Raw genomic sequence first — 23,109 nt, 5'->3', positions numbered from 1 at the left:
TCGCAGGTGTGTTTCAACCTAACCCCAGTTCAGTCCGCATTATCGCCGGCCTGCTGGGCTCACTCGAGTAATAACCTTTATGTCTACTGCAACCACCGAAGCAACCGGTATGGAAAGCTTTGCCGCCCTGTTTGAAGAATCGCTGTCGCGTCAAGACATGCGTTCGGGCGAAGTCATCTCCGCTGAAGTCGTTCGTCTGGATCACAACTTCGTGATCGTCAACGCTGGCCTGAAGTCGGAAGCCTTCATCCCAATCGAAGAATTCAAGAATGACCAGGGCGAACTGGAAGTCGCTGTTGGCGATTTCGTTTCCGTGGCCATCGAATCGCTGGAAAATGGTTTCGGCGATACCATCCTGTCGCGCGACAAGGCCAAGCGCCTGGCATCGTGGCTGGCCCTGGAAAAAGCAATGGAATCGGGCGAGATCGTCACCGGTACCGTCAACGGTAAAGTCAAGGGCGGCCTGACCGTCCTGACCAACGGCATCCGCGCATTCCTGCCGGGTTCGCTGGTCGACACCCGTCCGGTCAAGGACACCACCCCGTTCGAAGGCAAGACCCTGGAATTCAAGGTCATCAAGCTCGACCGCAAGCGTAACAACGTCGTGCTGTCGCGCCGCGCCGTCATCGAAGCTTCGATGGGCGAAGAGCGCCAGAAGCTGATGGAAACCCTGAAAGAAGGCACCGTGGTTACCGGCGTCGTCAAGAACATCACCGACTACGGCGCGTTCGTGGACCTGGGTGGCATCGACGGCCTGCTGCACATCACCGACCTGGCATGGCGTCGCGTGCGTCACCCGTCGGAAGTGCTGTCGGTTGGCCAGGAAATCACCGCCAAGGTCCTCAAGTACGACCAGGAAAAGAACCGCGTCTCGCTGGGTGTCAAGCAGCTGGGCGACGATCCTTGGACCGGCCTGTCGCGTCGTTACCCACAGAGCACCCGCCTGTTCGGTAAAGTCACCAACCTCACCGACTACGGCGCGTTCGTCGAAGTCGAGCAGGGCATCGAAGGCCTGGTGCACGTGTCGGAGATGGACTGGACCAACAAGAACGTGGCTCCAAACAAGGTTGTCCAGCTGGGCGACGAAGTGGAAGTCATGGTCCTGGAAATCGACGAAGAGCGTCGCCGTATTTCGCTGGGCATGAAGCAGTGCAAGGCGAACCCATGGGACGACTTCGGCGTCACCCACAAGAAGGGCGACAAGGTCAAGGGTTCGATCAAGTCGATCACCGACTTCGGCGTCTTCATCGGCCTGCCAGGCAACATCGATGGCCTGGTCCACCTGTCGGACCTGTCGTGGACCGAAGCCGGCGAAGAAGCCGTGCGTCGCTTCAAGAAGGGCGACGAGCTGGAAGCCGTGGTCCTGGCAATCGACGTCGAGCGCGAGCGTGTCTCGCTGGGCGTGAAGCAGCTGGAAGGCGACCCGTTCAACAACTTCTCGTCGCTGAACGACAAGGGCACCCTGGTCACCGGCACCGTGAAATCGGTTGAGCCAAAAGGCGCCGTGATCGCCCTGAGCGATGAAGTCGAAGGCTACCTGCGCGCTTCGGAAATCTCGCGTGACCGCGTGGAAGACGCTGGCACCCACCTGAAAGTGGGCGACAAGGTCGAAGCTCTGGTCATCAACATCGATCGCAAGGCTCGCAGCATCCAGCTGTCGATCAAGGCGAAAGACAATGTCGAGACCCAGGAAGCAATGAGCAAGCTGGCCAACGACAACAGCGCTGCCACCGGCACCACCAGCCTGGGCGCACTGCTGAAGGCCAAGTTCGACAACAAGAACTAATAGTCCTTGAGGCGACCAGATGACCAAGTCCGAGCTGATCAACCGACTGGCTGAGCGTTATTCCCAGCTGGTGGCGAAAGACGCGGAGTTCGCCGTCAAGACCATCCTCGATGCGATGACCAACGCCCTGGCGACCGGGCAGCGCATCGAGATCCGTGGTTTCGGCAGCTTCGCGCTGAACAGCCGGCCTCCGCGCATCGGCCGCAACCCGAAGTCCGGCGACAAGGTGATGGTGCCCGAAAAACGGGTGCCGCACTTCAAGCCGGGCAAGCAGTTGCGCGAGCGGGTGGACGCCATGGTCGGGCAACCGATCATCGAAGACTGAAATCGTCTGCGAGCTGGCAGGCAAGAACGGCGTCCCCTCGGGGATGCCGTTTTTTTTGTGCCTGCGTATCGGCTCATCCGCCCGGCACCAGCTCGCCTTTTGAAATATCATGTTGGATATGCGACACTGCGCCATTGCGCACTCAACCAGCGGCCATTCCCGATGAAATTCGTTTCGACCATCGCCGGCTTCATCCTGTTCGTGCTGTTCTTCGGCTTCGCCCTGAAGAACACCCAGGAAGTCGACCTGCATTTCTTCCTCAACTATGAATTGCGCGGCCCGCTCGTGCTGATGCTGCTGGCCTTCTTCATTGCCGGCGCAGCCCTCGGCATCCTGGCCCTGACCCCGACCGTGTTCCGCCAGCGCCGCCAGACCTCGCAGCACAAGAACACCATCCAGGCCCTGCAAAGCGCCGCCGGCACCGGCGCCGCCCAGCCGCAGCCGGATGCCGTGAACCCGGCGCTGTAAGCCTGCTTACTCGCCACAAAGAATAAGAACATATGGAATTCGAAATCTGGATGCTGCTTGGCATCCCCTTTTTCTTCGGCCTGGGCTGGATCGCCGCCCGCGTCGACATCAATGAGATCGTGTCCGAATCGCGCTCCCTGCCGCGCGGCTATTTCAAGGGCCTGAACCACCTGCTCAACGACCAGCCGGACAAGGCGATCGACTCCTTCATCGAGATCGTCAAGCTCGACCCGGAATCGGCCGACATGCACTTCGCCCTCGGCAACCTGTTCCGCCGCCGCGGCGAGACCGAGCGCGCCATCCGGGTCCACCAGAACCTGCTCTCGCGTCCCGACCTGCCGGCCGAGCAGAAGGCCCAGGCCCAGTACGAACTCGGCATGGACTACCTGAAGGCCGGCCTGCTCGACCGCGCCGAAGAGACCTTCAACCTGCTGGTCGACACCACCTATGCGGTGCCGGCGCGGCGCGCGCTGCTGGAAATCTACCAGCGCGAAAAGGAATGGCGCCGCGCGATCGACGTTGCCGTCGGCCTGCAGGAGTCGGGCGCCGGCGCGCGCCAGAAAGAGATCTCCCAGTTCTATTGCGAGCTGGCCCAGGACGCCATCGTGCACCTGCAGCCGTTCGAAGCCATGCAGCTGCTCGACAAGGCCCTGCAGGTCGACCGCTCGAGCGTGCGCGCCACCATCCTGTATGGCGACGCCCAGCTGGCCCAGGGCGACGTGGAGGCCGCGATCATGACCTGGCGCCGCGTGGAGCACCAGAGCGTGCCGCACGTGGCCCTGGTGGCCGCACGCCTGATGGACGGCTACCGCAAGGTCGGCCGCCCGCAGGAAGGCGTCAACCTGCTGCGCGCCTACCTGGCCGAAGCATCCTCGATCGATCTGATCGAAGTGGTGTTCAAGGCCGTGATCGAACTCGACGGCGTGGAAGCGGCCAAGGGCCTGGTGATCGAGGAACTGCGCCGCAACCCGACCCTGCTCGGCCTGGACAAGCTGCTGGAAGCGCGCCTGATGGACGCCCCGGCCCACGTCTGGGAAGAGCTGTCGATGGTGAAGAACCTGGTGCAGCGCTATACCCAGAAGCTGGCGCGCTACCAGTGCAGCCACTGCGGCTTCAAGGCGCGCCAGTTCTACTGGCAGTGCCCGGGCTGCAGCCGCTGGGAGACCTACCCGCCGCGCCGTACCGAAGAACTCAACGTGATGAACTGATGCGGCTTGCCGCATCCTGAATGACTTTATGACCGACCTGACCCCGAGCCGCCTGCTGGCGGCTGACAGCTTCCGCCAGCAGGCGGCCCCGCAACTCTCGAGCGTCCGCCTGCTGGTGGTCGGCGACGTCATGCTCGACCGCTACTGGTTCGGCGAGGTCTCGCGCATTTCGCCGGAAGCCCCGGTGCCGGTGGTGCGCATCGAGCGTCGCGAAGAGCGCCTGGGCGGCGCGGCCAACGTGGCGCGCAATGCCGCCGCGCTGGGCGCCCATACGGGCCTGCTGGGCGTGACCGGCAACGACGAGGCGGGCGACGAAGTCGAGAAGCTCCTCAAGGGCGCCGCGATCCACAGCTACCTGAAACGCGACGACGCGATCTCCACCATCATCAAGCTGCGCGTGATCGGCCGCCAGCAGCAGATGGTGCGCATCGACTTCGAGGACGCCCCGACCGAAACCATCCTGCGCGACAAGCTCGACCAGTTCAAGGCCCTGCTGCCCGACTACGACGTGATCATCATGTCCGACTACAACAAGGGCGCGCTGGTGAACGTGGCCGAGATGGTCAAGGCCGCGCGCGCGGCCGGCAAGATCGTGCTGGTCGACCCCAAGGGCGACGATTTCTCGCCCTACCAGGGCGCCACCATCCTGACCCCGAACCGCTCGGAGCTGCAGCGCGTGGTCGGCACCTGGAAGACCGAGGCGCAGCTGCTTGAGAAAGCCCAGGGCCTGCGCAAGGAGCTGGGCCTGGACGCCTTGCTGCTGACGCGCTCGGAAGAGGGCATGAGCCTGTACAGCGCGAACGAAGTGCTGCACGTGCACGCCGACGCGCGCGAAGTGTTCGACGTGTCCGGCGCGGGCGACACCGTGATTGCCACCCTGGCCGCGATGCTGGGCGCGGGCGCGCCGCTGGCCGAAGCGCTGGCCACGGCCAACCGCGCCGGCGGCATCGTGGTCGGCAAGCTGGGCACGGCGACCGTCACCCGCGAGGAACTGTTCCCCGGTTGAGCCTGGTCAAACCCAGGCCGTCAACGGCGGCCGGGCAGCTTCGTTAGTGCAGGGATGGGCGGCGTCGTCGTCCATCCTGCGAAAACCAACGGAGAACCATTCAATGATCAAGAAACTGATGCTTGCTGTCGCCGCCCTGGTCGCCTCGACCAGCTTCGCCTTCGCCCAGGTGGACGTGAACAAGGCCGACGCGGCCGCGCTGGACGGCGTCAAGGGCGTGGGCCCGAGCATGTCGAAAATGATCCTCGACGAACGCGCCAAGGGCGAGTTCAAGGACTGGGCCGATTTCCAGCAGCGCGTGAAGGGCGTCGGCGACAAGAAGGCCATGAAGCTGTCCGAAGCCGGCCTGCAGGTCAACGGCAAGGCCAAGGAAGGCGCGGCGGCCAAGCCGGCCGCGGCCAAGGCCGAGAAAACCTCGGCCAAGAGCGACGCCAAGGGCAAGCCGGCGGAGCAGAAGGCAGCGATGTAAGCGTGTACGAAGCAAACCCGAACCCGCGGAGACGCGGGTTTTTTTTATGGACAGGGCCCGCGGATATCGCAATGTTTGGGTAAGAGGCGCTCAATTTCGTCACTTTAGCCCAATTCGATCTGCCGATAATTGGGAGGCATGTTGGATTTGAACAACTTTGTTGACGAATTCGTCAATAATTTCACGTTCGTGCTATTCTCTTGCTTGCCGCCTGGAAACTATTTAAACCTCAGGCCAACCCATTCACGAACAACCAACCTGCCATGACAAAGAAGTCCCTGACTATCGGCGCCCGCCTCGCAATCGGCTACGGCGCCGTATTCTTCCTGATGATCGTCCTCACCGGCCTGGCAATCAGCCGTGTCGGGCAGATCGACCAGACGCTCAACCGGATCAACGACGTCAACAACGTCAAGCAGCGCTACGCCATCAATTTCCGCGGCAGCGTGCACGACCGGGCCATCGCCCTGCGCGACGTGGTGCTGGCGGCCGACGCGGCCGCCGCCGCTGCGCCGGCTGCCCTGATCAAGACGCTCGACGAGAACTACGCGCGTTCGGCAGGGCCGATGGACAAGCTGTTCCGTGAGCTCGAGGGAATCTCGCCGGCCGAGAAGGACGCACTGGCCGCAATCAAGGACCAGGAACGCCGCACCAAGCCCTTGATCGAGCGCGTCACCGCGCTGCAGGCCGCAGGCCAGGTGCAGGAAGCCAATGCGCTGCTGGCGCAGCAGGCGGCGCCTGCCTTCGTGGACTGGCTGGCCAGCATCAACCGCTTCATCGACCTGCAGGAAAAACTGAACAACGATGACGCCGCCGGCGCGCGCGCCGTGGCGTCCGGCTTCTTCGGCTGGATGGTGCTGCTGTGCGTGGGCGCCATCGCGGCCGGCGCACTGGGCGCCTGGTATATCGCACGCGGCCTGCTGCGCCAGCTCGGCGGCCAGCCGGACTACGCCGCCTCGATCGTCGGCGCCATCGCCGCCGGCGACCTGGGTGTGAAGATCGAGACCGCGCCGAGCGACCAGGCCAGCCTGCTGTTCGCCATGAAGGGCATGCGCGACAGCCTGGTAGGCATCGTCGAGCAGGTCCGTAACGGCACCCTGAGCATCGCCAGCGTGTCGACCGAGATCGCCAACGGCAACCGCGACCTGTCGGGCCGTACCGAACGCCAGGCCGGCACGCTCGAGGCGACCGCCGCCTCGGTCGAGCAGCTCACCGCCACCGTGCGCCAGAACGCCGACAATGCGCGCCAGGCCAATGCCCTGGCCGAATCGGCCTCGGAAGTGGCGCTGCGCGGCGGCGCCGTGGTGTCGCAGGTGGTCGAGACCATGGCCTCGATCAATGCGTCGTCCAAGAAGATCGTCGATATCATCGGCGTCATCGACGGCATCGCCTTCCAGACCAATATCCTGGCGCTGAACGCCGCCGTGGAAGCGGCCCGGGCCGGCGAGCAGGGCCGCGGCTTTGCCGTCGTCGCCACCGAAGTGCGCAGCCTCGCGCAGCGTTCGGCGGCAGCGGCCAAGGAGATCAAGGAACTGATCGGCAGCTCGGTCGAGCGCGTCGACGCCGGCGCGCGCCTGGTCGACGAAGCCGGCACCACGATGGACGACATCGTCAGCTCGGTGCGCCGCGTCACCGACATCATGGCCGACATCACCCACGCCAGCGCCGAGCAGAGCACCGGCATCGGCCAGGTCAACGACGCGATCGGCCAGATGGACGAAGCCACGCGCCAGAACGCCGTGCTGGTGCAGCAGGCGACGGCGTCGGCCGCCGCCCTGGAAGCCGAGGCCGAGCAGCTGGCGCAGGTGGTGAGCGTGTTCCGCCTCGATGCGGCGCGGCAGCCGGCCAGCGCGTCGGCACGGCTGGCGCTGGCGGCCTGAGCCCGGCCATCCGGCGAATACTGTTGTAACGCTGCATTCTATCTTGCCCCGTAAGCACATTCTATTGTGTTGATGCAATAAACTGGTGTCATACAGGATGGACGAAACGAACGGGGCGGGCAGGCATGACGGCTAGCGACAATACAGGCACACCGGCGCGCGCGGCGGATGGCTCGCGCGTGGGCTCGCTCTACCGCAAGCGCCGCCCGCTGGCCGCAGCCACCGCCGGCCTGGTGCTGCTGGCCTGCCTGTGTGCATTGGCGATGCTGGCCTGGAACATCGTCCAGACCCGCCAGCTGCAGATGGCAAACGCCCGGATCGCCGTATCGAATACCGCGCTGACCCTGGCCAACCAGGCCAATGCATCCTTCAGCGTGGCCGACACCGTGCTGGTCGCGCTGGTGGACCGGATCGAGGGCGAAGGCTGGGGCGAGGGCAATGCCGAGCGCCTGCGGCTGCTGATGGCCAGGCAGATGGCCCACCTCCCGGCCTTGCAGGGCCTGTTCGTCTACGACGAAACCGGGCGCTGGATCGCTAATTCGGCGGGCCGCAACTTCGACGGCCGCAACAACGCCGACCGCGCCTATTTCAAGTATCACCAGCACACGCCCGATCGCGGGGTGCACATCGGCGCACCCGTCATCGGACGCACCAGCGGCCTGTGGGTGCTGCCGGTGTCGCGCCGCATCGACCATCCGGACGGCAGCTTCGCCGGCGTGGCGCTGGCCACGATCCGGATCGATTACTATCGCAAGCTGTACGAGAGCCTGGACCTGGGCGCCGGCGGCGAGGTCTTGATGACGCTCGACGACGGCACCCTGCTGTTGCGCGCACCCATGGAAACAGCCGAGCTGGGGCGCAACATCTCGTCCGACCCGCTGTTCCAGTGGCAGGCCAGCCAGCGCGGGCCGAACGGCAAGCGCGACGCGCTGATCCATGGGGAGCTGCATATCGGCACCCATGCGCGCATCGGCGGCTATCCGGCCAGTATCGCGGTGGTGCAGGAACAGGACAGCGTGCTGGCGGGCTGGTGGCATTCCGCCATGCTGGCCAGCGTGGCCGTGCTGACGCTGGTGGCCGGCCTGTTCGCGCTGGGACGGCGCGTGGTGCGCCAGGTGCTGCTGCGCGACCAGCTCGAACGCGAACTGATGGCGACCAAGTCCGGGCTGGAAAAGGCCAACCAGGCGCTCACGACCATGGCTTACATCGACGGCCTGACCGGACTGTTCAACCGACGCTACTATGAACAGGCGCTCGAGCGAGAGCTCGGGCGCGCCGTGCGCAACCAGGCACCGCTGGCGCTGGTCATGCTGGACGTGGACCTGTTCAAGAAGTACAACGACCGTTATGGCCACCAGGCCGGCGACGCCACGCTGCGCGCGGTGGCGCATGCCATCGAACGCGTGCTGCGCCGCGGCGGCGACCTGGCCGCGCGCTACGGCGGCGAGGAATTCGTGGTGCTGCTGCCCGACACCGACCTGGACGGCGCGCAGGAGGTGGCCGAGGCCATCCGTGCCGAAGTCCAGGCCTGCGCGATCGTCCATCCCGATGCCCCCTGCGGCGTGGTCACCATCAGCCTGGGCATCCACGCCGCGGTGCCACCGGATACCGGCAGCGGCGCCGCCATGGTGGCCCTGGCCGACGCCGCCCTGTACCGCGCCAAGGCCGGCGGCAGGAACCGCAGCGCCGTCTAGCCCTGCATGGATGCGTGGCGGCGCACGCGCCGCCTGTATTGACTGACAGCGGCTACACCGCATGAGAAGATGGGCGCTGTCCGCTCCCACAATCAGAAAGGTAGTCATGCCTCACGCACGCACCGTTTCCTTCGCCCGTTCCTCGCTGCTGGCCGCCGCACTCGGCGCCGTTGCCGCCCCGGCCGTCGCCGCCCCGGCCGGTCCGGCCGCGCCGCCCGCCCCCGACCTCAAGCGCCAGCAACCCCAGATCAACAAGATCATCGCCGAGATCTCGCCCAAGCGCATCGAAGGCTATGTCGCCAAGCTGGTGAGCTTCGGCACCCGCCACACGATGTCGGAAACCGAATCGGAGACCCGCGGCATCGGCGCGGCGCGGCGCTGGATCAAGGCCGAGCTGGAACGCTGCGGCGCCGGCACGCCCCTGCAGGTGGCCTTCGACAGCCACATCGCCCCGGTCTCGGCGCGCATCTCGCGCCCGACCGAGATCGTCAACGTGGTCGCCACGCTGCCGGGCACCCAGGCGGCCTCGAAGGACCGCATCTATGTCACCAGCGGCCACTACGACTCGCGCGTGACCGACGTCATGAACTACACGGCCGACGCGCCCGGCGCGAACGACGATGCCTCGGGTACCGCCGCCGCCATGGAGCTGGCCTGCGTCATGGCCAAGTACAAGTTCGACGCCACCATCGTGTTCATGGCGGTGGCCGCCGAAGAGCAAGGCTTGCTGGGCGCGCGCCATTGGGCCGAGCAGGCGCGCAAGAACAACCTGAACATCGCCGGCATGTACACCAACGACATCATCGGCAGCTCGCGCGCCGACAATGGCAAGGTGGACAACAAGCAGGTGCGCCTGTTCTCGCAGAGCATTCCGGCCACCAAGGAAATGAGCGAGGCCGTGCGCCAGCTGGTGGCCACCGGCGGCGACAGCGATTCGCTCTCGCGGCAGCTGGCCCGCCATACCAAGGAGCAGGGCGAGCGCTACGTCAAGGGCTTCAAGGTGTCGGTGATCCACCGCGCCGACCGCTACCTGCGCGGGGGCGACCACATGCCGTTCCTGGAACAGGGCTATGCGGCGCTGCGCTTTACCGAGCCGGCCGAGGACTTCGCGCACCAGCACCAGGACCTGCGCACCGAAAACGGCAAGGTCTACGGCGACCTGGTCCAGTTCAACGACTACGACTACATCGCCAAGGTGACCAAGGTGAATGCGGCCGCGCTGGCCTCGCTGGCACTGGCCCCGGCCGCACCAACGAACGTCAAGCTGCGCACCGACAAGCTGACCAACGATTCGACCCTGGTCTGGCAGGCCAATGCCGAGCCGGACCTGGCAGGCTACCGCATCGTGTGGCGCGAGACCACCGCCTCCAACTGGCAGGGTGCGAAGTGGGTCGGCAACGTGGTGGAAGCCACGGTCGACCTGTCGAAGGACAATGTGTTCTTCGGCGTGCAGGCGGTCGACAAGGACGGCAACGTCAGCGTCGCCACCTACCCGCTGCCGCAGCGCTGATCCAGCGCAAGCCTGCAGCACTGGAAGCCGGCCTCGCCCTAGAGGCCGGCCTCGTACGCCACCCTGCCGTCCGGATTAGAATAGCGGTTTAGGAAATCGCGAGAGAGCAAGGAATGGCTTACAAGACCATCGAAGACACGATCGGCAATACCCCGCTGGTGCGCCTGGTGCGCCTGCCCGGCGCGGAGGCCGAAGCACGCAACAACGTCATTCTTGGCAAGCTGGAGGGCAACAACCCGGCCGGTTCGGTGAAGGACCGCGCCGCCATGTCGATGCTGCGCGGCGCCGAAGAGCGCGGCCAGATCAAGCCGGGCGACACCCTGATCGAAGCGACCAGCGGCAACACCGGCATCGCGCTCGCAATGGCGGCCGCGATCCGCGGCTACAAGATGGTGCTCCTGATGCCGGACAACCTGTCGATCGAGCGCCGCCAGAGCATGGCCGCCTACGGCGCGCAGATCATCCTCACGCCCAAGTCGGGCGGCATGGAATACGCGCGCGACATGGCCGAGCAGATGCAGAAGAACGGCGAGGGCATCATCCTCGACCAGTTCGGCAACCAGGACAACCCGCGCGCCCACTACGAGAGCACCGGCCCGGAAATCTGGCGCGACACCGACGGCCGCGTCACGCATTTCGTGAGCGCCATGGGCACGACCGGCACCATCATGGGCGTGTCGCGCTACCTGAAGGCACAGAACGAAGCGATCCGCATCGTCGGCGCCCAGCCTGAAGAAGGCTCGTCGATCCCGGGCATCCGCAAGTGGCCGGAAGCCTACCTGCCGAAGATCTACGAGCGTGCGCGCGTGGACCAGGTCGAGCCGGTAAGCCAGGCCGCGGCCGAGCAGATGGCGCGCCGCCTGGCGGCCGAGGAGGGGATCTTCTGCGGCATCTCGGCGGCCGGCGCCTGCGAGGTGGCGCTGCGCATCTCGCAGACGGTCGAGAACGCGACCATCGTGTTCGTGGTGTGCGACCGCGGCGACCGCTACCTGTCGACGGGTGTATTCCCCGCTTGACGCCACGCTCAGCCAATAAAAAAGCCATCCGACGGATGGCTTTTTTGCTGTCTGGAGCCGGGATGCCGATGCACGCGAGCACAGGATGCGTCTCGCGATCTTCGATAGCCAAGCTACGGCAGACGGGGCAAGCAGCGGACCGTGGCCCGTCAACCGGCCCCGCCGGCGATCACGCCTCTTTCGATGGCGATGCGCCTTCTTTCGGCTTGAACTGCTTGTCGCTGATGCGGAACTTGGCGCGGCGGTCGCCCATCAGGTAACGCAGGTCGCGGATCGACAGGTCGCTGACTTCGTGCATGCGGATCAGCAGCGAAGCGCCGACCGGCAGGCGGTGGTGGCGGATCTTCGAGATCACCGGCGGCGCCACTTCCAGGGCACGCGACAGTGCTGCGTCGTTCTTCAGGCGCAGGTTCTCGATCAGGGTGTCGAGCAGGCGGTTCGGATTGTATTGCAGGAGTTCATCGGACTCCGAATCGCTGTTCATATCGATGCCGACTTGGTTTGTCATGATTCAATATCCTATTTTGGGTTGGACGGAGCCCCCATGCGGCGCTCGACTCCGAATTTGTATTTCGTAATTATCTATTCAATTGTACAACTAATTTTAATCTGATACTCACTAGCAACAAGAATCAGACAGCTATCCTGAGTATTGTTGTCATAACGCAACAATAGCCCCAATGCAATTCTCTCATAAAGTCACGGAAATATTAATTGTTTTTTGATTAAGCGTGAGTGTAGAACCATCTGGGCGCTGATGCCGCACAGTATGGGAAAGCCTGACAGGATTGCAACAAAACGGGGAGTATGGAAGGGACGGGGATGTTTCTGGGGAGAATCGAGACTAGAATGGTACATACCCCCGGGGGGTATGCACCTGAGCGTAGTGTGTTAATGCGGCTGCAACAAAGCTGGAGCGTTACAACTCGATACAAACTTTCCCGCCAAGCAAGGCTTAATCGGCCCGTGATTGCCTGACTGCGCGGCCCAGCTCGATCACCGACATGGCATAGAAATAACTGCGGTTGTACTTGGTGATGGCAAAGAAGTTATCGTTCGCGACCCAGTATTCGGTCGCTTCGGCACCGTTTTGCAAGTCGACCAGGCCATACAGGCGCTCGGCCGGCAGGGGCGAGGCCACCGTCACGCCGGCTGCGCGCAGCTCTTCCGGACGCAGGGTGGCGGCAAGGCCGCGATCCAGCAGCTTTTCCCAGGCGTGGTTGGACGACACGTCGGCCGGTACGGCAGGTGGGTCGCGGTACTCCGTTTTCCAGCCGTGCTGGACCAGGAAATTGGCGACGCTGCCGATCGCATCCTCGGCCGAATTGCGCAGGTCGATCTGGCCGTCGCCATTGAAGTCGACGCCGAATTTTAGGATGCTGCCCGGCATGAACTGCGGCATGCCGACCGCGCCGGCAAACGAACCGAGCAGCGAGAAGGGGTCGATCTTGTGCTCGCGCGCGAACAGCAGGGTTTGCGCCAGTTCGCTGCGGAAGAACTGCATGCGGCTCGCGCGGTTCGGGGTGTCCGGATAGCCGAAGGCGAGCGTGGCCAGCGTATCGAGCACGCGGAACTTGCCGGTGTCGCGGCCATAGATGGTCTCGACGCCGATGATGCCGACGATGATTTCGGCCGGTACGCCATAGGCGGCTTCGGCGCGCGCAAGGGTGGCGGCGTGCTCGTTCCAGAAACGCACGCCGGCCTTGATGCGGATCGGCTCGATGAAGCGGCTGCTGTAGACCTGCCAGTTCTTCGGCTTACCCGGCGGCATGGGCTTGACCAGCTGCACCGCCGAATCGATGAAGCGGGCCTGGCCGAACAGCGACTCCAGGTAGGCGCGCTCGAAGCCGTGCTGGCTGACCATCTCGTCGATGAACGCGCGCATGGCCTGCCATTCGAGGAAATTGCTGTGCTCGCCGTCGTAGTCGATCACGGCGGCGGCAGGCGCAGCCTTGATGATGCGGCTCGACTTGACCGAGACCTGCCGGCCGGCTTTCGCTCGCTTGGCCTTGGCGGTGGTCTTGGCGGCCTTGGCCTTGGCTTGCGCGCTACGAGCGTGCGGATCCTTCACGCCGGCATCGGCTTGCCCGATCGGGGCAAAGGCCAGCGCCAGCGCGGCAAACAGGGGAACAATGGATTTCATCTAACTTGCGACAATAGGCTCTTCAAGGTAGCGGCCAGCCGCAGGTTGGCCTGGGGCTGGGGTGGCGCATAACGCCATGCGCTGTAGCGGCGCAAGAACTCGGCGGCGGCTTCACGTGATGGCGGCGCCAGCTGCCCGGTGGCCGCGATCCGGGCCGCATAAGAGGTGGGCCCTTCGTCCGCTGCACGGGCCAGGCCCAGGTGGGCTAGGCGCTTGCATAGGGAAGAGTATACCGCTTCGATAGGATCAATTTCCCGGCGGCGAAGCAAAAATCTGCCCAAAAGCAACACTATCAGGGCAAACGTTATCAGGGCGATAAAACGCCAGCCGCCCAGGCCGGCCTGCAGGCTCTTGATCACGCCGCGCTGGCGCTCAGGGGTGTAGTTCAGCACCCACTGGTTCCAGCCATTGTTGACCGCGCCGATCGCATCGCGCAGGCGTCCCAGCACCGAATCGCGCCCGAGGTCGAACATCGACAGGCCGCGCAAGGCGTCGATGCCGAAGGGCGCCGGCGCCGGTACCGCCGACGCCAGGCCGCGCCGCACCCGTTCCGGCGCCACGGCGGCGGTCGGGTCCACCCGCACCCAGCCGCGCCCCTGCATCCAGACTTCGGCCCAGGCGTGGGCGTCGGACTGGCGCACCGTCACGTAGCCGTCGATCGGATTGAGCTCGCCGCCCTGGTAGCCGGTGACCACGCGCGCCGGGATGCCGGCCGCGCGCATCAGGAACACGAAGGCGCCCGAGTAATGCTCGCAAAAGCCTGCACGCGTCCCATACAGGAATTCGTCGATCGAGTGGCGCCCGAGCAGGGGCGGCTCGAGCGTATAGCTGAACGCCTGCTCGCGGAACTGGCGCAGCACGGCATTCACGCGGCGCGCAGGTTCGGGTTCGCGGCGCAGCGCCAGGCCGGCGGCCAGCGCCCGTGGATTGAAGCCATAGGGCAGCAGCAGCCACTGGCTCGGGTCCTCCAGTACATCGGCGCGGTCGAGCGTGTAGTCGGGATAGGAGACCATCGTGTAGCGCGCGCGCTGCGCCAGCGGGCGGCTGCTGCTCAACTCGAGCTGGTGCGAGACGCTGACCTTGTGTCCCGGCACCAGCGGCAGGTGGCGCGGCATCTCGAGCGTGAACAGCCAGCGCGTGTCGGACGGCTCCAGCGTGACGTCGTAGCGCTGCGGCTCGCCGCGCACGCGCAGCGGCACGCTGGCCCCGGTGGGCACCGAGCCGCCGCGGGTCCAGGCCACGCCGTCGAAGGCGTCCAGCACCAGGCCGCGCCAGTAGAGCTGCCCCTTGGCGGGCACGCGGCCATGGAAGCGCACCCGGAAGGCCGGTTCGTTCGACATCGCCAGGTTCGACATCTAGCCCGGCGCCATGCGCTCCGACAGGCCCGACTTGCCGCTGCCGCCACCGCCGCCGCTGCCCGGCATGCTCCACAGCGGCCCGCCCAGGCGCGGGAACACCACGAACAGCGCCACCGCGATCGGCGCGGCGAACAAGAGCATCTTCAGGCCCAGCCCCAGGCGCGCGCGCAGCGGCGGCACGGCGCCCGTGAACTGGAACGACAGCTGGGTCGTGAGCAGGGCCAGCACCGCGGCCACCATGAGGAGTGCGCTGCCGATGCCCTGGGCGTAGAAGAAGTTGGTCAGCACCAGGAAGAAGCACAGGAAGATCACCACGTACAGGTCGCGGCGCGCGTGCATCTCGAGCATCTTGAAGGCGACCAGCAGCACCAGCATGGCCACGCCGGCGTCGCGCCCGAGGATGGTCCCGTAGCTGAACTGCACCCCCGCCATCGCGGCGGCGGCGATCGGCAGCAGCACAAGGGTGGAGGGCATGCGCTTGCCGCGCAGCGTGACGGCGGCGCGCCACACCAGGGTGGCCGCGCACAGCAGCGACACCCACAGCGGCAGGTGGGCGGCGTGCGGCGCCAGCACCAGCACCGCGCTGGCCAGCAGCAGCAGGGTGTCGGCCTTGTCGCGCGGGAGCGCCTTGAATGCGGCCAGCGCCTTCATGCGGCTTCCCTGGCGCCGTACAGTGCCAGCGCGCGCAGGCAGGCCGCCTGGTGGGCCGCGCCGGCGGCGGCATCGTAGTGGGTGGCGCCCAGGCGGAAGGCATAGGGCAGGGCGCGCTGCTCGGCGTCCAGCACCCAGCGCGTCATGCGCGACAGGCGCAGCTCCAGGTCGAGGTTGGCGGGGAGGGCGGCGAAGTCGAGCACCAGCTCGTCGCTCACGCCCCCTTCGAAATGCTTGGTGACGAGCTGGCCGCCCAGCGCCGGGTCGAGCCGGGCGATCTGGCGCCAGGCCAGCTGGCGCGGCGAGTCGCCCGGCTGGTAATTGCGCACGCCGGCGAAGTCGTCGTTGCCGCCCACGCGTCCGCTGCCGGCGCCGCTGCCGCTCGAGGGCAGGGGCGGCGCGCCTTCTTCCGGACGCGGATACACCAGGGCGCGCGCGGCCGGGCGCCAGTAGCTCCAGGCGCGGAACAGGCCGAGCGGGAAGCGCGTGGACAGCACCACGCGCTCCGCCTGCAGCCAGCCGCGCGCGCTGGTGGGCACGCCAAGGAGCACCGCGGCGCTGCCGTGGGCGGCGATGTCGGCGACGTGGCGCGGCTCGCGCATGCCGGCGAAATCGATCCAGACGCCATAGCGCGCCAGCGCGCTGCGGTTGGCGAGGTGCAGTTCGAACTGGGCTTCCTGGCCGGCGAAGACCGCGGGCACGCGGCCCTGCTGCAGCGCCAGGTGGGCCAGGTTACGGTAGGTGAAGACCATGTCGACCAGGGCGCAGGACAGCGCCAGGAAGGTCAGGGCAAACCCCAGGCCGAGCGTGTAGTTGATCGAGCCGATCAGCAGCACCAGCAGCAGTGCGGCAAAGCCGATCCCGGCGCGCGAAGGCAGGATGAAGATGCGGTGCTGGCCCAGCACCACTTCGCCCGTATCGAGCGTGCCGCCGCGCGGCAGCCATTTGCCGGTCGTGCGGCGCGCCCAGCCGCGCAGGCCGCCCATGGACTGTCCCAGCTCCGCCGCCATCTACAGCGCGACCGACTTCTGCAGCTGCAGCACCAGGTCGCGGCTGGCCAGCGCCATGCCCTGTGCGGCCTTGAGCGGGCGCAGGCGGTGGGCGCAGACCGGCACCAGCACGGCCTGGATGTCTTCCGGGATCACGTGGTCGCGTCCCTCGAGCGCCGCCCAGGCGCGGCCGGCCTGGAGCAGGGCGATGGCCGCGCGCGGCGACAGGCCTTCGGCGAACAGGCCGTTCTGGCGCGAAGCCTGGGCCAGCGACTGCACGTAGGTGACCAGCGAGCTCGATGCGTGAATTTCTTTCAGCGCGCGCTGGGCCTGGGCCAGTTCGGTCGGCTGCATCGCCGGCTGCAGATTGCGCAGCATGGCGCGCCGGTCTTCGCCCATCAGCAGGGCGCGCTCGGCGGTGGCGTCCGGATAGCCCAGCGACAGGCACATCAGGAAGCGGTCGAGCTGCGATTCGGGCAGCGGGAAGGTGCCGACCTGGCTGGCCGGGTTCTGGGTGGCGATGACGAAGAAGGGCTCGGGCAGGGCGCGGGTGACGCCGTCGGCGCTGACCTGGCGTTCTTCCATGGCTTCCAGCAGGCCCGATTGCGTCTTGGGCGTGGCGCGGTTGATTTCGTCGGCCAGCAGCACCTGGGTAAAGATCGGGCCGGGGTGGAACACGAAGTCGTTCTTTTCGCGCTCGTAGACCGAGATGCCGGCCACGTCGGCCGGCAGCAGGTCGCTGGTGAACTGGACGCGGTTGAACTTCAGGCCCAGCGAGATCGCCAGCGCATGCGCCAGCGTGGTCTTGCCCACGCCGGGCAGGTCTTCCAGCAGCAGGTGGCCGCCGGCCAGCAGGCAGGTGATGGCCAGGCGCACCTGCTGGTCTTTCCCGACCACGACCTGGGACACCTGGCGCGCGGCGGCATGCAATTGATTGAACATGGTTGGGTTCCGGTGATTCATTCGATACGGGGCGCCGCGCGAAGCCTGGCGCCGGCATGGTAGATTAGCGCCATTGGCAAGCTTTATACTCCGTCGGCAACAAGCCTTCGCATCGATTCTATGCGAGAACGGGCGCGCGAGTGAACAGGCGCGGCCGCGCATGCATGGCGCATGCGCGGTCCGGCACGAACAGGCAGGCACGGAACACGCACAATGAGCACAGCAATCTACAGCCACCCCGACTGCCTGCGGCACGAGATGGGCGACTGGCACCCCGAGTCGCCCGCGCGCCTGCAGGCAATCGACGACCAGCTGATCCTGGCCCGCATCGACGGCCTGCTGGAAAAGCGCAGCGCGCCGCTGGCCGACATGGCCGACATCCTGCGCAACCACACGCCTGGCGCGGTGGCGCTGGTGCGCGACCACGTGCCGCCGGAAGGCGACTACTATCCGCTCGACGGCGACACCATCCTGTGCCACCACAGCTACCAGGCGGCGCTGCGCGCGGCCGGCGCGGCGGTGGCCGCGACCGACGCCGTGATCCGTGGCGAAGTCGACAACGCGTTCTGCTCGGTGCGCCCGCCGGGCCACCACGCGACGCCAAGCGAGCCGATGGGGTTTTGCTTCTTCAATAACGTCGCGGTCGCGGCGCGCCATGCGATGGAAGTGCACGGGCTCGAGCGCGTGGCCATCGTCGACTTCGACGTCCACCACGGCAACGGCACGGCGGACGCCTTCCGCACCGATCCGCGCGTGCTGATGGCCAGCCTGTTCCAGCATCCCTTCTATCCGTATTGCGACCCGGAGCCGATCACGGCCACCAGCGTCAACGTGCCGGTGCCGGCGCTGTGCGACGGCGAAGCGGTGCGCACGCTGGTGCTGGAGCACTGGCTGCCCGCGCTGCATGCGCACCGGCCGCAAATGATCTTCGTGTCGGCCGGCTTCGACGGCCACCGCGAGGACGACATGGGCGGCATCGGCCTGGTCGAAGCCGATTACGCCTGGATCACGCGCCAGGTGATGGAGGTGGCCAGGCAGCATGCGCAGGGCCGCATCGTCAGCTGCCTCGAGGGCGGCTATGCGCTGTCGGCCCTGGGGCGCAGCGTGGTGGCGCACCTGAAGGTGCTGGCGGAGCTCGAATAAATACCGGGCCGGGCGCAGCCTTCCTCCTGCCGATCTAACACTTCCTGACACGTCGCCTCGGTGCTGGTCTTGCGCGACGACGGCGAAGACTACCACCACGACCTTGGTGGCGCCTGGGACGGCATCGTCGGCGTGGTGCGCAGCGCGGTGGCCACCGCGCTGTGAGCGGGCCGGGCGATAAAGCGACAGTCCACTCTTTTTCCAATTGTGCAAATTGACACGGGTAAATGTCAGGCATAGAGTCGAACTCAGCCGTGCATACGGCCGACAACGACGACAAAAGGAGAAAGACAGTGAGACAAATACGCATCATCTGCGCGCTGTGCCTGTTACTCGCGTCAAGCATGGCAGCCGCCGCCAACTACACCCTGTGGATCAACGGCCGTACCGGCGGTGGGGCCATCGGCAACTACAACGACTTCACCTACTGGGGCCCGTCCACGACCGCGGCGGGCGTCAACAAGAAGGCCGTCAACTGGGACGGCCGCAGCAGCATCGCCTCGCAGAGCGGCAAGGTGCGCGATGCGCTCGACTGCTTCTGCACCGGCACCAACTGGTGCTATGTCGTCACCCATAGCGCGGGCGACCTGATGATGGGCTACACCCTGGCCAACTACGGCGGCTCGGCGCGCCTGAAGAAGAACGCCAGCCCCGCTACGAGCGGCGTCTGCGGCAACAGCGACGGCACGTCGCAAACCGGCTGGAACATCAAGTGGGTGCGCGCCGCCTCCGGCGCGGCCGGCGGCTCCGAACTGTCCGACGCCGGTTCCTGGACCACCTCCGAACCGCTGGTGCAGGACCTCAAGACCACCACCGCGCGCGCCATGTACAACCACAACACCACGCGCAACGTCTGGTTCTACATGTACGCAGCCTCGAAGGGCACCGCCTATTCGGGCATCCTGCCGGGCCAGGACGACGAAGCCGTGGCCTACCACAGCACCGGCGGCGTGTCCGGCAGTTCGGGCGGCTCCTACTGCAACCCGAGCGACTGGTTCTGCAACGACCTGGCGCTGGGCACCGCCGCCAACGAGGGCGGCAGCGCCAAGTGGAGCTACCACTCGGTGATCTTCCGCGACGACAGCGAGGCCTACAACCACTACGCGAACGGCAACTGGGGCGGCATCGTGGGCGTCGTGCGCAACGCCGTCGTCAACAGTGCCTACTAGGCGAACGCTTGACAGTCCGCGCGGCTGGCGCCGCCATGCCTGGCCCCTGGGGCTCGGCGTGGCGGCGCTGGCCGCCATCGGACTGTGGATGCAAGGCGCGGAACACGCGGCTCCCGCCGCCGTCACCGCGCCGCCGCCATCCGGGCCCCAGTTCTTCGGCCAGGTCGGCGGCAACGATGGATTGGCCATCCCGGGCGAGCGCGCCGAGCGCCGCCGCCAGCTGCTCGAGCATGTCCAGCTCACCGACCACACCTATTGCAGCTACCGCGAAGGCAGCAAATACCCGATGGAGTCGCGCCCTGCCGCGCACAACCCGGACCAGCTGCACCCGAACCAGCCGGTTACCGAGATGCACCCGATGCGGGTCGAAGGCGGTGGCGCGAACAGCACCGTGCTGCTGCAGACCTCGCAATCCCATGTCTACCTGGCGGCCGGCGAATCGGCCGCCTTTTCGCTGCGGGCCGTGAATGCCCAGGGCGAGACCGTGCCGCTGGTGGTCACGCGCGCGGTCGCCCAGGGCATGACCTATGGCGCCAGCCGCGCCACGGGCCAGGTGGCGCTGGCCTTCGCGGACGACGGCGCCGGCGCCGACCCGGTGGCGGGCGACAATGCCTTTGCCGGCGTGCTGGCGCCGGGCCAGACCGGGCTGGCGGGCTTTCACGGCACCATCCGTACCGAAGTGCGCTACACGGCGGGCGGGCGCAATGGCTTTGCGCTGTTCGACGTCATCTACACGCCGACCCTGCCGGCCACCTGGAGCGGGCAGGTGCGCGAAGCGGTCGAGAACGGGTCGCTGCATTTCTACCTGCGCGCGGACGTGCGCCAGGCTGGACGCTATGTCGTCACGGGGCGGGTCGACGACGCCCGCGGCCGGCCGTTCGCGGTGGCGACCTTCAACGAGGTGCTGGAAACCGGCCCGCGCGAGATCAAGCTGACGGTGTTCGGCAAGCTGATGACCGACGAAGCGCCGGCCTTGCCCTTGAGCTTGCGCGACGTCGACGGCTACCTGCTGCGCGAGAACGCCGATCCGGACCGGCTCCTGATGCCGCGCCTGCAGGGCCGCGTGCTTGCCAGCCGTACGAAGTCGATGAACGGGGTGTCGAACGCGGAATGGCAGAGCGAGGAGCGCGACCGCTACCTGGCCGAATATGCGAAAGACCGGATCGCGGCGCGCGAGCGCCTTGCCGGCTTCGCGCCGGATCAGCCGCTGCCGCCGCCTGCCTGCCCCCTGGGCGCGCCTTGAAGGCGAATCAGGCCGGCTGCGGCTGGGCCGGCGCCAGCATGGCGCGCACCGCGCGCGCCAGGTCGTCGCGGCTGTACGGTTTGTTGAGCAGGCTGATGCCCTCGTCGAGACGGCCGTCGTGGATCACGGCGTCTTCCGAATAGCCCGAGGTAAACAGCACGCGCATGGCGGGATGGGCCGTGCGCGCCAGCGCCGCCAGCTGGGTGCTGCTGGTCGTGCCGGGCATGATCACGTCGGTGAACAGCAGGTCGATCCGCGGATGCTGCCCCAGCATGCCGCGCGCCTCGTCCGCACTGGCGGCCTTGAGCACCCGGTAGCCCAGGCCGGCCAGGATCACGCCGACGTTCTCTCGGATGTCTGCTTCGTCGTCCACCACCAGCACCGTTTCGCTGCCGCCGGTGACATCGCCGCCCTGGGCCACGCGTTTTTCCACCGCCGAATCAAGGCTGCGCGGCAGCAGGATCACGATCGACGCGCCCTGTCCCGGCTGGCTGTCGATCTCGATATGGCCGCCGCTTTGCTTGACGAAGCCGTACACCATCGACAGGCCCAGGCCAGTGCCCTTGCCGACGTCCTTGGTCGAGAAGAAGGGCTCGAAGGCGCGCGCCTTGACGTCCGCGCTCATGCCCGCGCCGGTGTCGATGAAGGCGATGCGCACGAAGTCGCCCTCGGGCATGGCCGCGTTGGCCGCGGCGATCTTGAAGCGTCCGGAATGCGGCATCGCGTCGCTGGCGTTGAGCGTCAGGTCGAGCACCGCGTTCTCCAGCTGCTGCGGGTCGACCTTGACGTTCCAGGCGTCGGGGGCGATGTCGATCTCGATCTCGATGCGCTCGCCGACGGCGCGCTTGAGCAGCAGGTCCATGTTCGAGAACACCGCCGCCAGGCTGGTCGGCGCCGGCTGCAGCGGCAGCTTGCGCGCAAACGACAGCAGCTGCGAGGACAGCTTGGCGCCGCGCCGCACCGCCTCCTGGGCCGAGGCGCAGCGCGGCAGGATCTTCTCGTTCCCGGGCGAGAACAGGCGGATCAGGTCGAGGTTGCCGTTGATGATGTGCAGGACGTTGTTGAAGTCGTGCGCCACGCCGCCGGTCAGCTTGCCGATCGCCTCGAGTTTCTGCGCGTGCATCAGCGCGTCCTTGGTTTCTTCCAGCGACCGGGTACGCTCGGCGACCAGGGATTCGAGATGCTCCTGGTGGCGTTCGAGTTCGGCCTTGGCCACCGCCAGCTGGCCGGCATTGGCCGCCGCCTTCAGGTACACCCGGTTGACTTCCTTGATGTACAAAATCAGCATGACCAGCGCCGAGAGCAGGGCGTTGATGCGTCCCACATACCAGCCGGCCGTCAGGCGCGAGCCGCCGGCCATCGTGATGGCGTTGTCGAGGGCCAGGGCCACCATGGCCACGCCGATCCAGGCGCTGATCGGGGTGGCGAAGCGGGTCGCGCGCCACAGCATATATAGTGCGGCCATGATGATGGCCTGGATCAGCGGCGCGTAGCCGGTCGTGGTGATGCGGCTGAAGTCGCCCGCGGCGTCCATCGGCGGCAGCAGGTCGTGCAGGAAGGTGACCGCGGCCAGGGTGGCGGCCAGGCAGGCGGCGGTCAGGCCGGCGCAGCGGGCAAAGGCGGGGCGCGGCTGTTCCACCAGCGCGCCGGGCGCACGCAGCTCGCACCAGGCATAGGCGAACAGCATGCCGCTGGCGCCGACATGCCAGAAGAACCAGAGCCAGATGGTGCTCTGGGCGCCGCCGAGCAGGCGTGTTTCGGCCACGAATGCGTTCGGCAGCGACAGGAATTGCGCCAGCAGCACCCCGGCCGTATAGACGCTGCCGCCCCATAGCCACAGTACTGCGCGGGCGCGCAGCTGCATGAAGTAGCCGTACATCAGGTAGGCGGCGATCAGGTAGGCGCCGATCAGGGCGGTCTGGTAGGCAGGGACGAAGGCCGGGATGTTCGGCCACTTGTCGGCCGCGAAGGGCATCAGGAGTGTGGTGATCACGCCGATGACGGCCGCTGCAATCAATGCGTTGCGCTGGAATGGCGCCAGCGCGTGGCGCGTGGCCCTCGCGTGCGGCGGAAGGGAAGCGGTTTGCATGACGATGCTCCTGGAACGGC

At 66.6% G+C, this 23,109-nt stretch carries 19 protein-coding genes and 1 pseudogene; 13 read left to right on the top strand and 7 right to left on the bottom strand.

What is annotated here, in order from left to right; translation table 11 throughout:
- Positions 1–109: 109 nt before the first annotated feature.
- From rpsA to cysM, 10 genes are all read left to right on the top strand, one after another.
- Entirely contained in the window at positions 110–1,786 is a 1,677-nt protein-coding gene (gene rpsA / locus AC3XQU_RS09820) for a 30S ribosomal protein S1 (protein ID WP_489874181.1), read from the top strand.
- Positions 1,787–1,805: 19 nt separating this feature from the next.
- A complete protein-coding gene (locus tag AC3XQU_RS09815; protein ID WP_027864826.1) occupies positions 1,806–2,111 on the top strand; it encodes an integration host factor subunit beta in 306 nt (101 codons plus the stop codon).
- Between the two features lie 162 nt (positions 2,112–2,273).
- Complete coding sequence (locus AC3XQU_RS09810; RefSeq protein WP_171086261.1) at positions 2,274–2,579, top strand: LapA family protein; 306 nt, start codon at positions 2,274–2,276, stop codon at positions 2,577–2,579.
- A 32-nt stretch (positions 2,580–2,611) separates the two neighbouring features.
- Positions 2,612–3,787, top strand: a complete 1,176-nt coding sequence (gene lapB / locus AC3XQU_RS09805) for a lipopolysaccharide assembly protein LapB (protein ID WP_489873971.1) — start codon at positions 2,612–2,614, stop codon at positions 3,785–3,787.
- A 28-nt stretch (positions 3,788–3,815) separates the two neighbouring features.
- Positions 3,816–4,793 (top strand): D-glycero-beta-D-manno-heptose-7-phosphate kinase, encoded by a 978-nt coding sequence (gene rfaE1, locus AC3XQU_RS09800; RefSeq protein WP_489873970.1) that lies wholly within the window; start codon positions 3,816–3,818, stop codon positions 4,791–4,793.
- A gap of 103 nt (positions 4,794–4,896) precedes the next feature.
- Entirely contained in the window at positions 4,897–5,262 is a 366-nt protein-coding gene (locus AC3XQU_RS09795) for a ComEA family DNA-binding protein (protein WP_489873969.1), read from the top strand.
- A 263-nt stretch (positions 5,263–5,525) separates the two neighbouring features.
- Positions 5,526–7,142 (top strand): methyl-accepting chemotaxis protein, encoded by a 1,617-nt coding sequence (locus AC3XQU_RS09790; protein ID WP_489873968.1) that lies wholly within the window; start codon positions 5,526–5,528, stop codon positions 7,140–7,142.
- A gap of 125 nt (positions 7,143–7,267) precedes the next feature.
- Positions 7,268–8,836, top strand: a complete 1,569-nt coding sequence (locus AC3XQU_RS09785) for a sensor domain-containing diguanylate cyclase (protein WP_489873967.1) — start codon at positions 7,268–7,270, stop codon at positions 8,834–8,836.
- Positions 8,837–8,942: 106 nt separating this feature from the next.
- Positions 8,943–10,346, top strand: coding sequence for a M20/M25/M40 family metallo-hydrolase (locus AC3XQU_RS09780; protein WP_489873966.1), 1,404 nt, complete (start codon positions 8,943–8,945; stop codon positions 10,344–10,346).
- Positions 10,347–10,459: 113 nt separating this feature from the next.
- Positions 10,460–11,362 (top strand): cysteine synthase CysM, encoded by a 903-nt coding sequence (gene cysM / locus AC3XQU_RS09775; RefSeq protein WP_489873965.1) that lies wholly within the window; start codon positions 10,460–10,462, stop codon positions 11,360–11,362.
- A 169-nt stretch (positions 11,363–11,531) separates the two neighbouring features.
- Here the strand turns inward: cysM and AC3XQU_RS09770 are convergent, their stop codons facing one another.
- From AC3XQU_RS09770 to AC3XQU_RS09745, 6 genes and pseudogenes are all read right to left on the bottom strand, one after another.
- On the bottom strand, positions 11,532–11,870 hold the full coding sequence (locus AC3XQU_RS09770) for a hypothetical protein (protein WP_171086272.1): 339 nt from the start codon (positions 11,868–11,870) through the stop codon (positions 11,532–11,534).
- 447 nt (positions 11,871–12,317) lie between these two features.
- On the bottom strand, positions 12,318–13,505 hold the full coding sequence (gene mltB, locus AC3XQU_RS09765; protein WP_489873964.1) for a lytic murein transglycosylase B: 1,188 nt from the start codon (positions 13,503–13,505) through the stop codon (positions 12,318–12,320).
- Positions 13,502–13,978: a DUF4129 domain-containing protein gene (locus AC3XQU_RS09760; protein ID WP_489874180.1), complete on the bottom strand. Its 477-nt coding sequence runs from the start codon at positions 13,976–13,978 to the stop codon at positions 13,502–13,504. Before AC3XQU_RS09760 ends, mltB begins: the two co-directional genes overlap by 4 nt.
- A gap of 108 nt (positions 13,979–14,086) precedes the next feature.
- A pseudogene (locus tag AC3XQU_RS09755) lies at positions 14,087–15,514 on the bottom strand (transglutaminase TgpA family protein); the annotation flags it as partial.
- Entirely contained in the window at positions 15,511–16,500 is a 990-nt protein-coding gene (locus tag AC3XQU_RS09750) for a DUF58 domain-containing protein (RefSeq protein WP_489873963.1), read from the bottom strand. The pseudogene AC3XQU_RS09755 and the gene AC3XQU_RS09750, both read right to left, overlap by 4 nt.
- Before the next feature lie 24 nt (positions 16,501–16,524).
- Positions 16,525–17,445, bottom strand: a complete 921-nt coding sequence (locus AC3XQU_RS09745) for an AAA family ATPase (RefSeq protein ID WP_489873962.1) — start codon at positions 17,443–17,445, stop codon at positions 16,525–16,527.
- A 213-nt stretch (positions 17,446–17,658) separates the two neighbouring features.
- Between AC3XQU_RS09745 and AC3XQU_RS09740 the strand changes: the two genes are divergently transcribed.
- The 3 genes from AC3XQU_RS09740 to AC3XQU_RS09730 all read left to right on the top strand — a co-directional run bounded on the left by AC3XQU_RS09740 (position 17,659) and on the right by AC3XQU_RS09730 (position 21,000).
- Entirely contained in the window at positions 17,659–18,588 is a 930-nt protein-coding gene (locus AC3XQU_RS09740) for a histone deacetylase family protein (protein ID WP_489873961.1), read from the top strand.
- Positions 18,589–18,881: 293 nt separating this feature from the next.
- Positions 18,882–19,757: a hypothetical protein gene (locus AC3XQU_RS09735; RefSeq protein WP_489873960.1), complete on the top strand. Its 876-nt coding sequence runs from the start codon at positions 18,882–18,884 to the stop codon at positions 19,755–19,757.
- Positions 19,747–21,000 carry a hypothetical protein gene (locus tag AC3XQU_RS09730; protein ID WP_489873959.1) on the top strand — a complete coding sequence of 418 codons (1,254 nt, stop codon included), beginning with the start codon at positions 19,747–19,749 and terminating at the stop codon, positions 20,998–21,000. The genes AC3XQU_RS09735 and AC3XQU_RS09730 overlap by 11 nt, the downstream gene beginning before the upstream one ends.
- A gap of 7 nt (positions 21,001–21,007) precedes the next feature.
- Here AC3XQU_RS09730 and AC3XQU_RS09725 read toward each other — a convergent pair whose 3' ends face one another.
- Positions 21,008–23,089, bottom strand: coding sequence for an MASE4 domain-containing protein (locus tag AC3XQU_RS09725; RefSeq protein ID WP_489873958.1), 2,082 nt, complete (start codon positions 23,087–23,089; stop codon positions 21,008–21,010).
- Between the last annotated feature and the right edge of the window lie 20 nt (positions 23,090–23,109).

Source organism: Telluria sp. AZSoR62, from assembly GCF_058111565.1.
The sequence above is the reverse complement of the archived record's forward strand: the minus strand, read 5'-3'. Positions and strand labels throughout refer to the sequence as shown.

Excerpts from the sequence above, each read along its gene's own strand:
- AC3XQU_RS09815 (WP_027864826.1), top strand. The coding sequence starts at position 1,806 with ATGACCAAGTCCGAGCTGATCAACCGACTGGCTGAGCGTTATTCCCAG.
- mltB (WP_489873964.1), bottom strand. The coding sequence starts at position 13,505 with ATGAAATCCATTGTTCCCCTGTTTGCCGCGCTGGCGCTGGCCTTTGCC.
- AC3XQU_RS09740 (WP_489873961.1), top strand. The coding sequence starts at position 17,659 with ATGAGCACAGCAATCTACAGCCACCCCGACTGCCTGCGGCACGAGATG.
- AC3XQU_RS09810 (WP_171086261.1), top strand. The coding sequence starts at position 2,274 with ATGAAATTCGTTTCGACCATCGCCGGCTTCATCCTGTTCGTGCTGTTC.
- rfaE1 (WP_489873970.1), top strand. The coding sequence starts at position 3,816 with ATGACCGACCTGACCCCGAGCCGCCTGCTGGCGGCTGACAGCTTCCGC.
- AC3XQU_RS09780 (WP_489873966.1), top strand. The coding sequence starts at position 8,943 with ATGCCTCACGCACGCACCGTTTCCTTCGCCCGTTCCTCGCTGCTGGCC.
- cysM (WP_489873965.1), top strand. The coding sequence starts at position 10,460 with ATGGCTTACAAGACCATCGAAGACACGATCGGCAATACCCCGCTGGTG.
- AC3XQU_RS09750 (WP_489873963.1), bottom strand. The coding sequence starts at position 16,500 with ATGGGCGGCCTGCGCGGCTGGGCGCGCCGCACGACCGGCAAATGGCTG.
- AC3XQU_RS09795 (WP_489873969.1), top strand. The coding sequence starts at position 4,897 with ATGATCAAGAAACTGATGCTTGCTGTCGCCGCCCTGGTCGCCTCGACC.
- AC3XQU_RS09760 (WP_489874180.1), bottom strand. The coding sequence starts at position 13,978 with ATGTTCGACCTCGGGCGCGATTCGGTGCTGGGACGCCTGCGCGATGCG.
- AC3XQU_RS09745 (WP_489873962.1), bottom strand. The coding sequence starts at position 17,445 with ATGTTCAATCAATTGCATGCCGCCGCGCGCCAGGTGTCCCAGGTCGTG.
- AC3XQU_RS09790 (WP_489873968.1), top strand. The coding sequence starts at position 5,526 with ATGACAAAGAAGTCCCTGACTATCGGCGCCCGCCTCGCAATCGGCTAC.
- lapB (WP_489873971.1), top strand. The coding sequence starts at position 2,612 with ATGGAATTCGAAATCTGGATGCTGCTTGGCATCCCCTTTTTCTTCGGC.
- AC3XQU_RS09785 (WP_489873967.1), top strand. The coding sequence starts at position 7,268 with ATGACGGCTAGCGACAATACAGGCACACCGGCGCGCGCGGCGGATGGC.
- AC3XQU_RS09770 (WP_171086272.1), bottom strand. The coding sequence starts at position 11,870 with ATGACAAACCAAGTCGGCATCGATATGAACAGCGATTCGGAGTCCGAT.
- rpsA (WP_489874181.1), top strand. The coding sequence starts at position 110 with ATGGAAAGCTTTGCCGCCCTGTTTGAAGAATCGCTGTCGCGTCAAGAC.
- AC3XQU_RS09725 (WP_489873958.1), bottom strand. The coding sequence starts at position 23,089 with ATGCAAACCGCTTCCCTTCCGCCGCACGCGAGGGCCACGCGCCACGCG.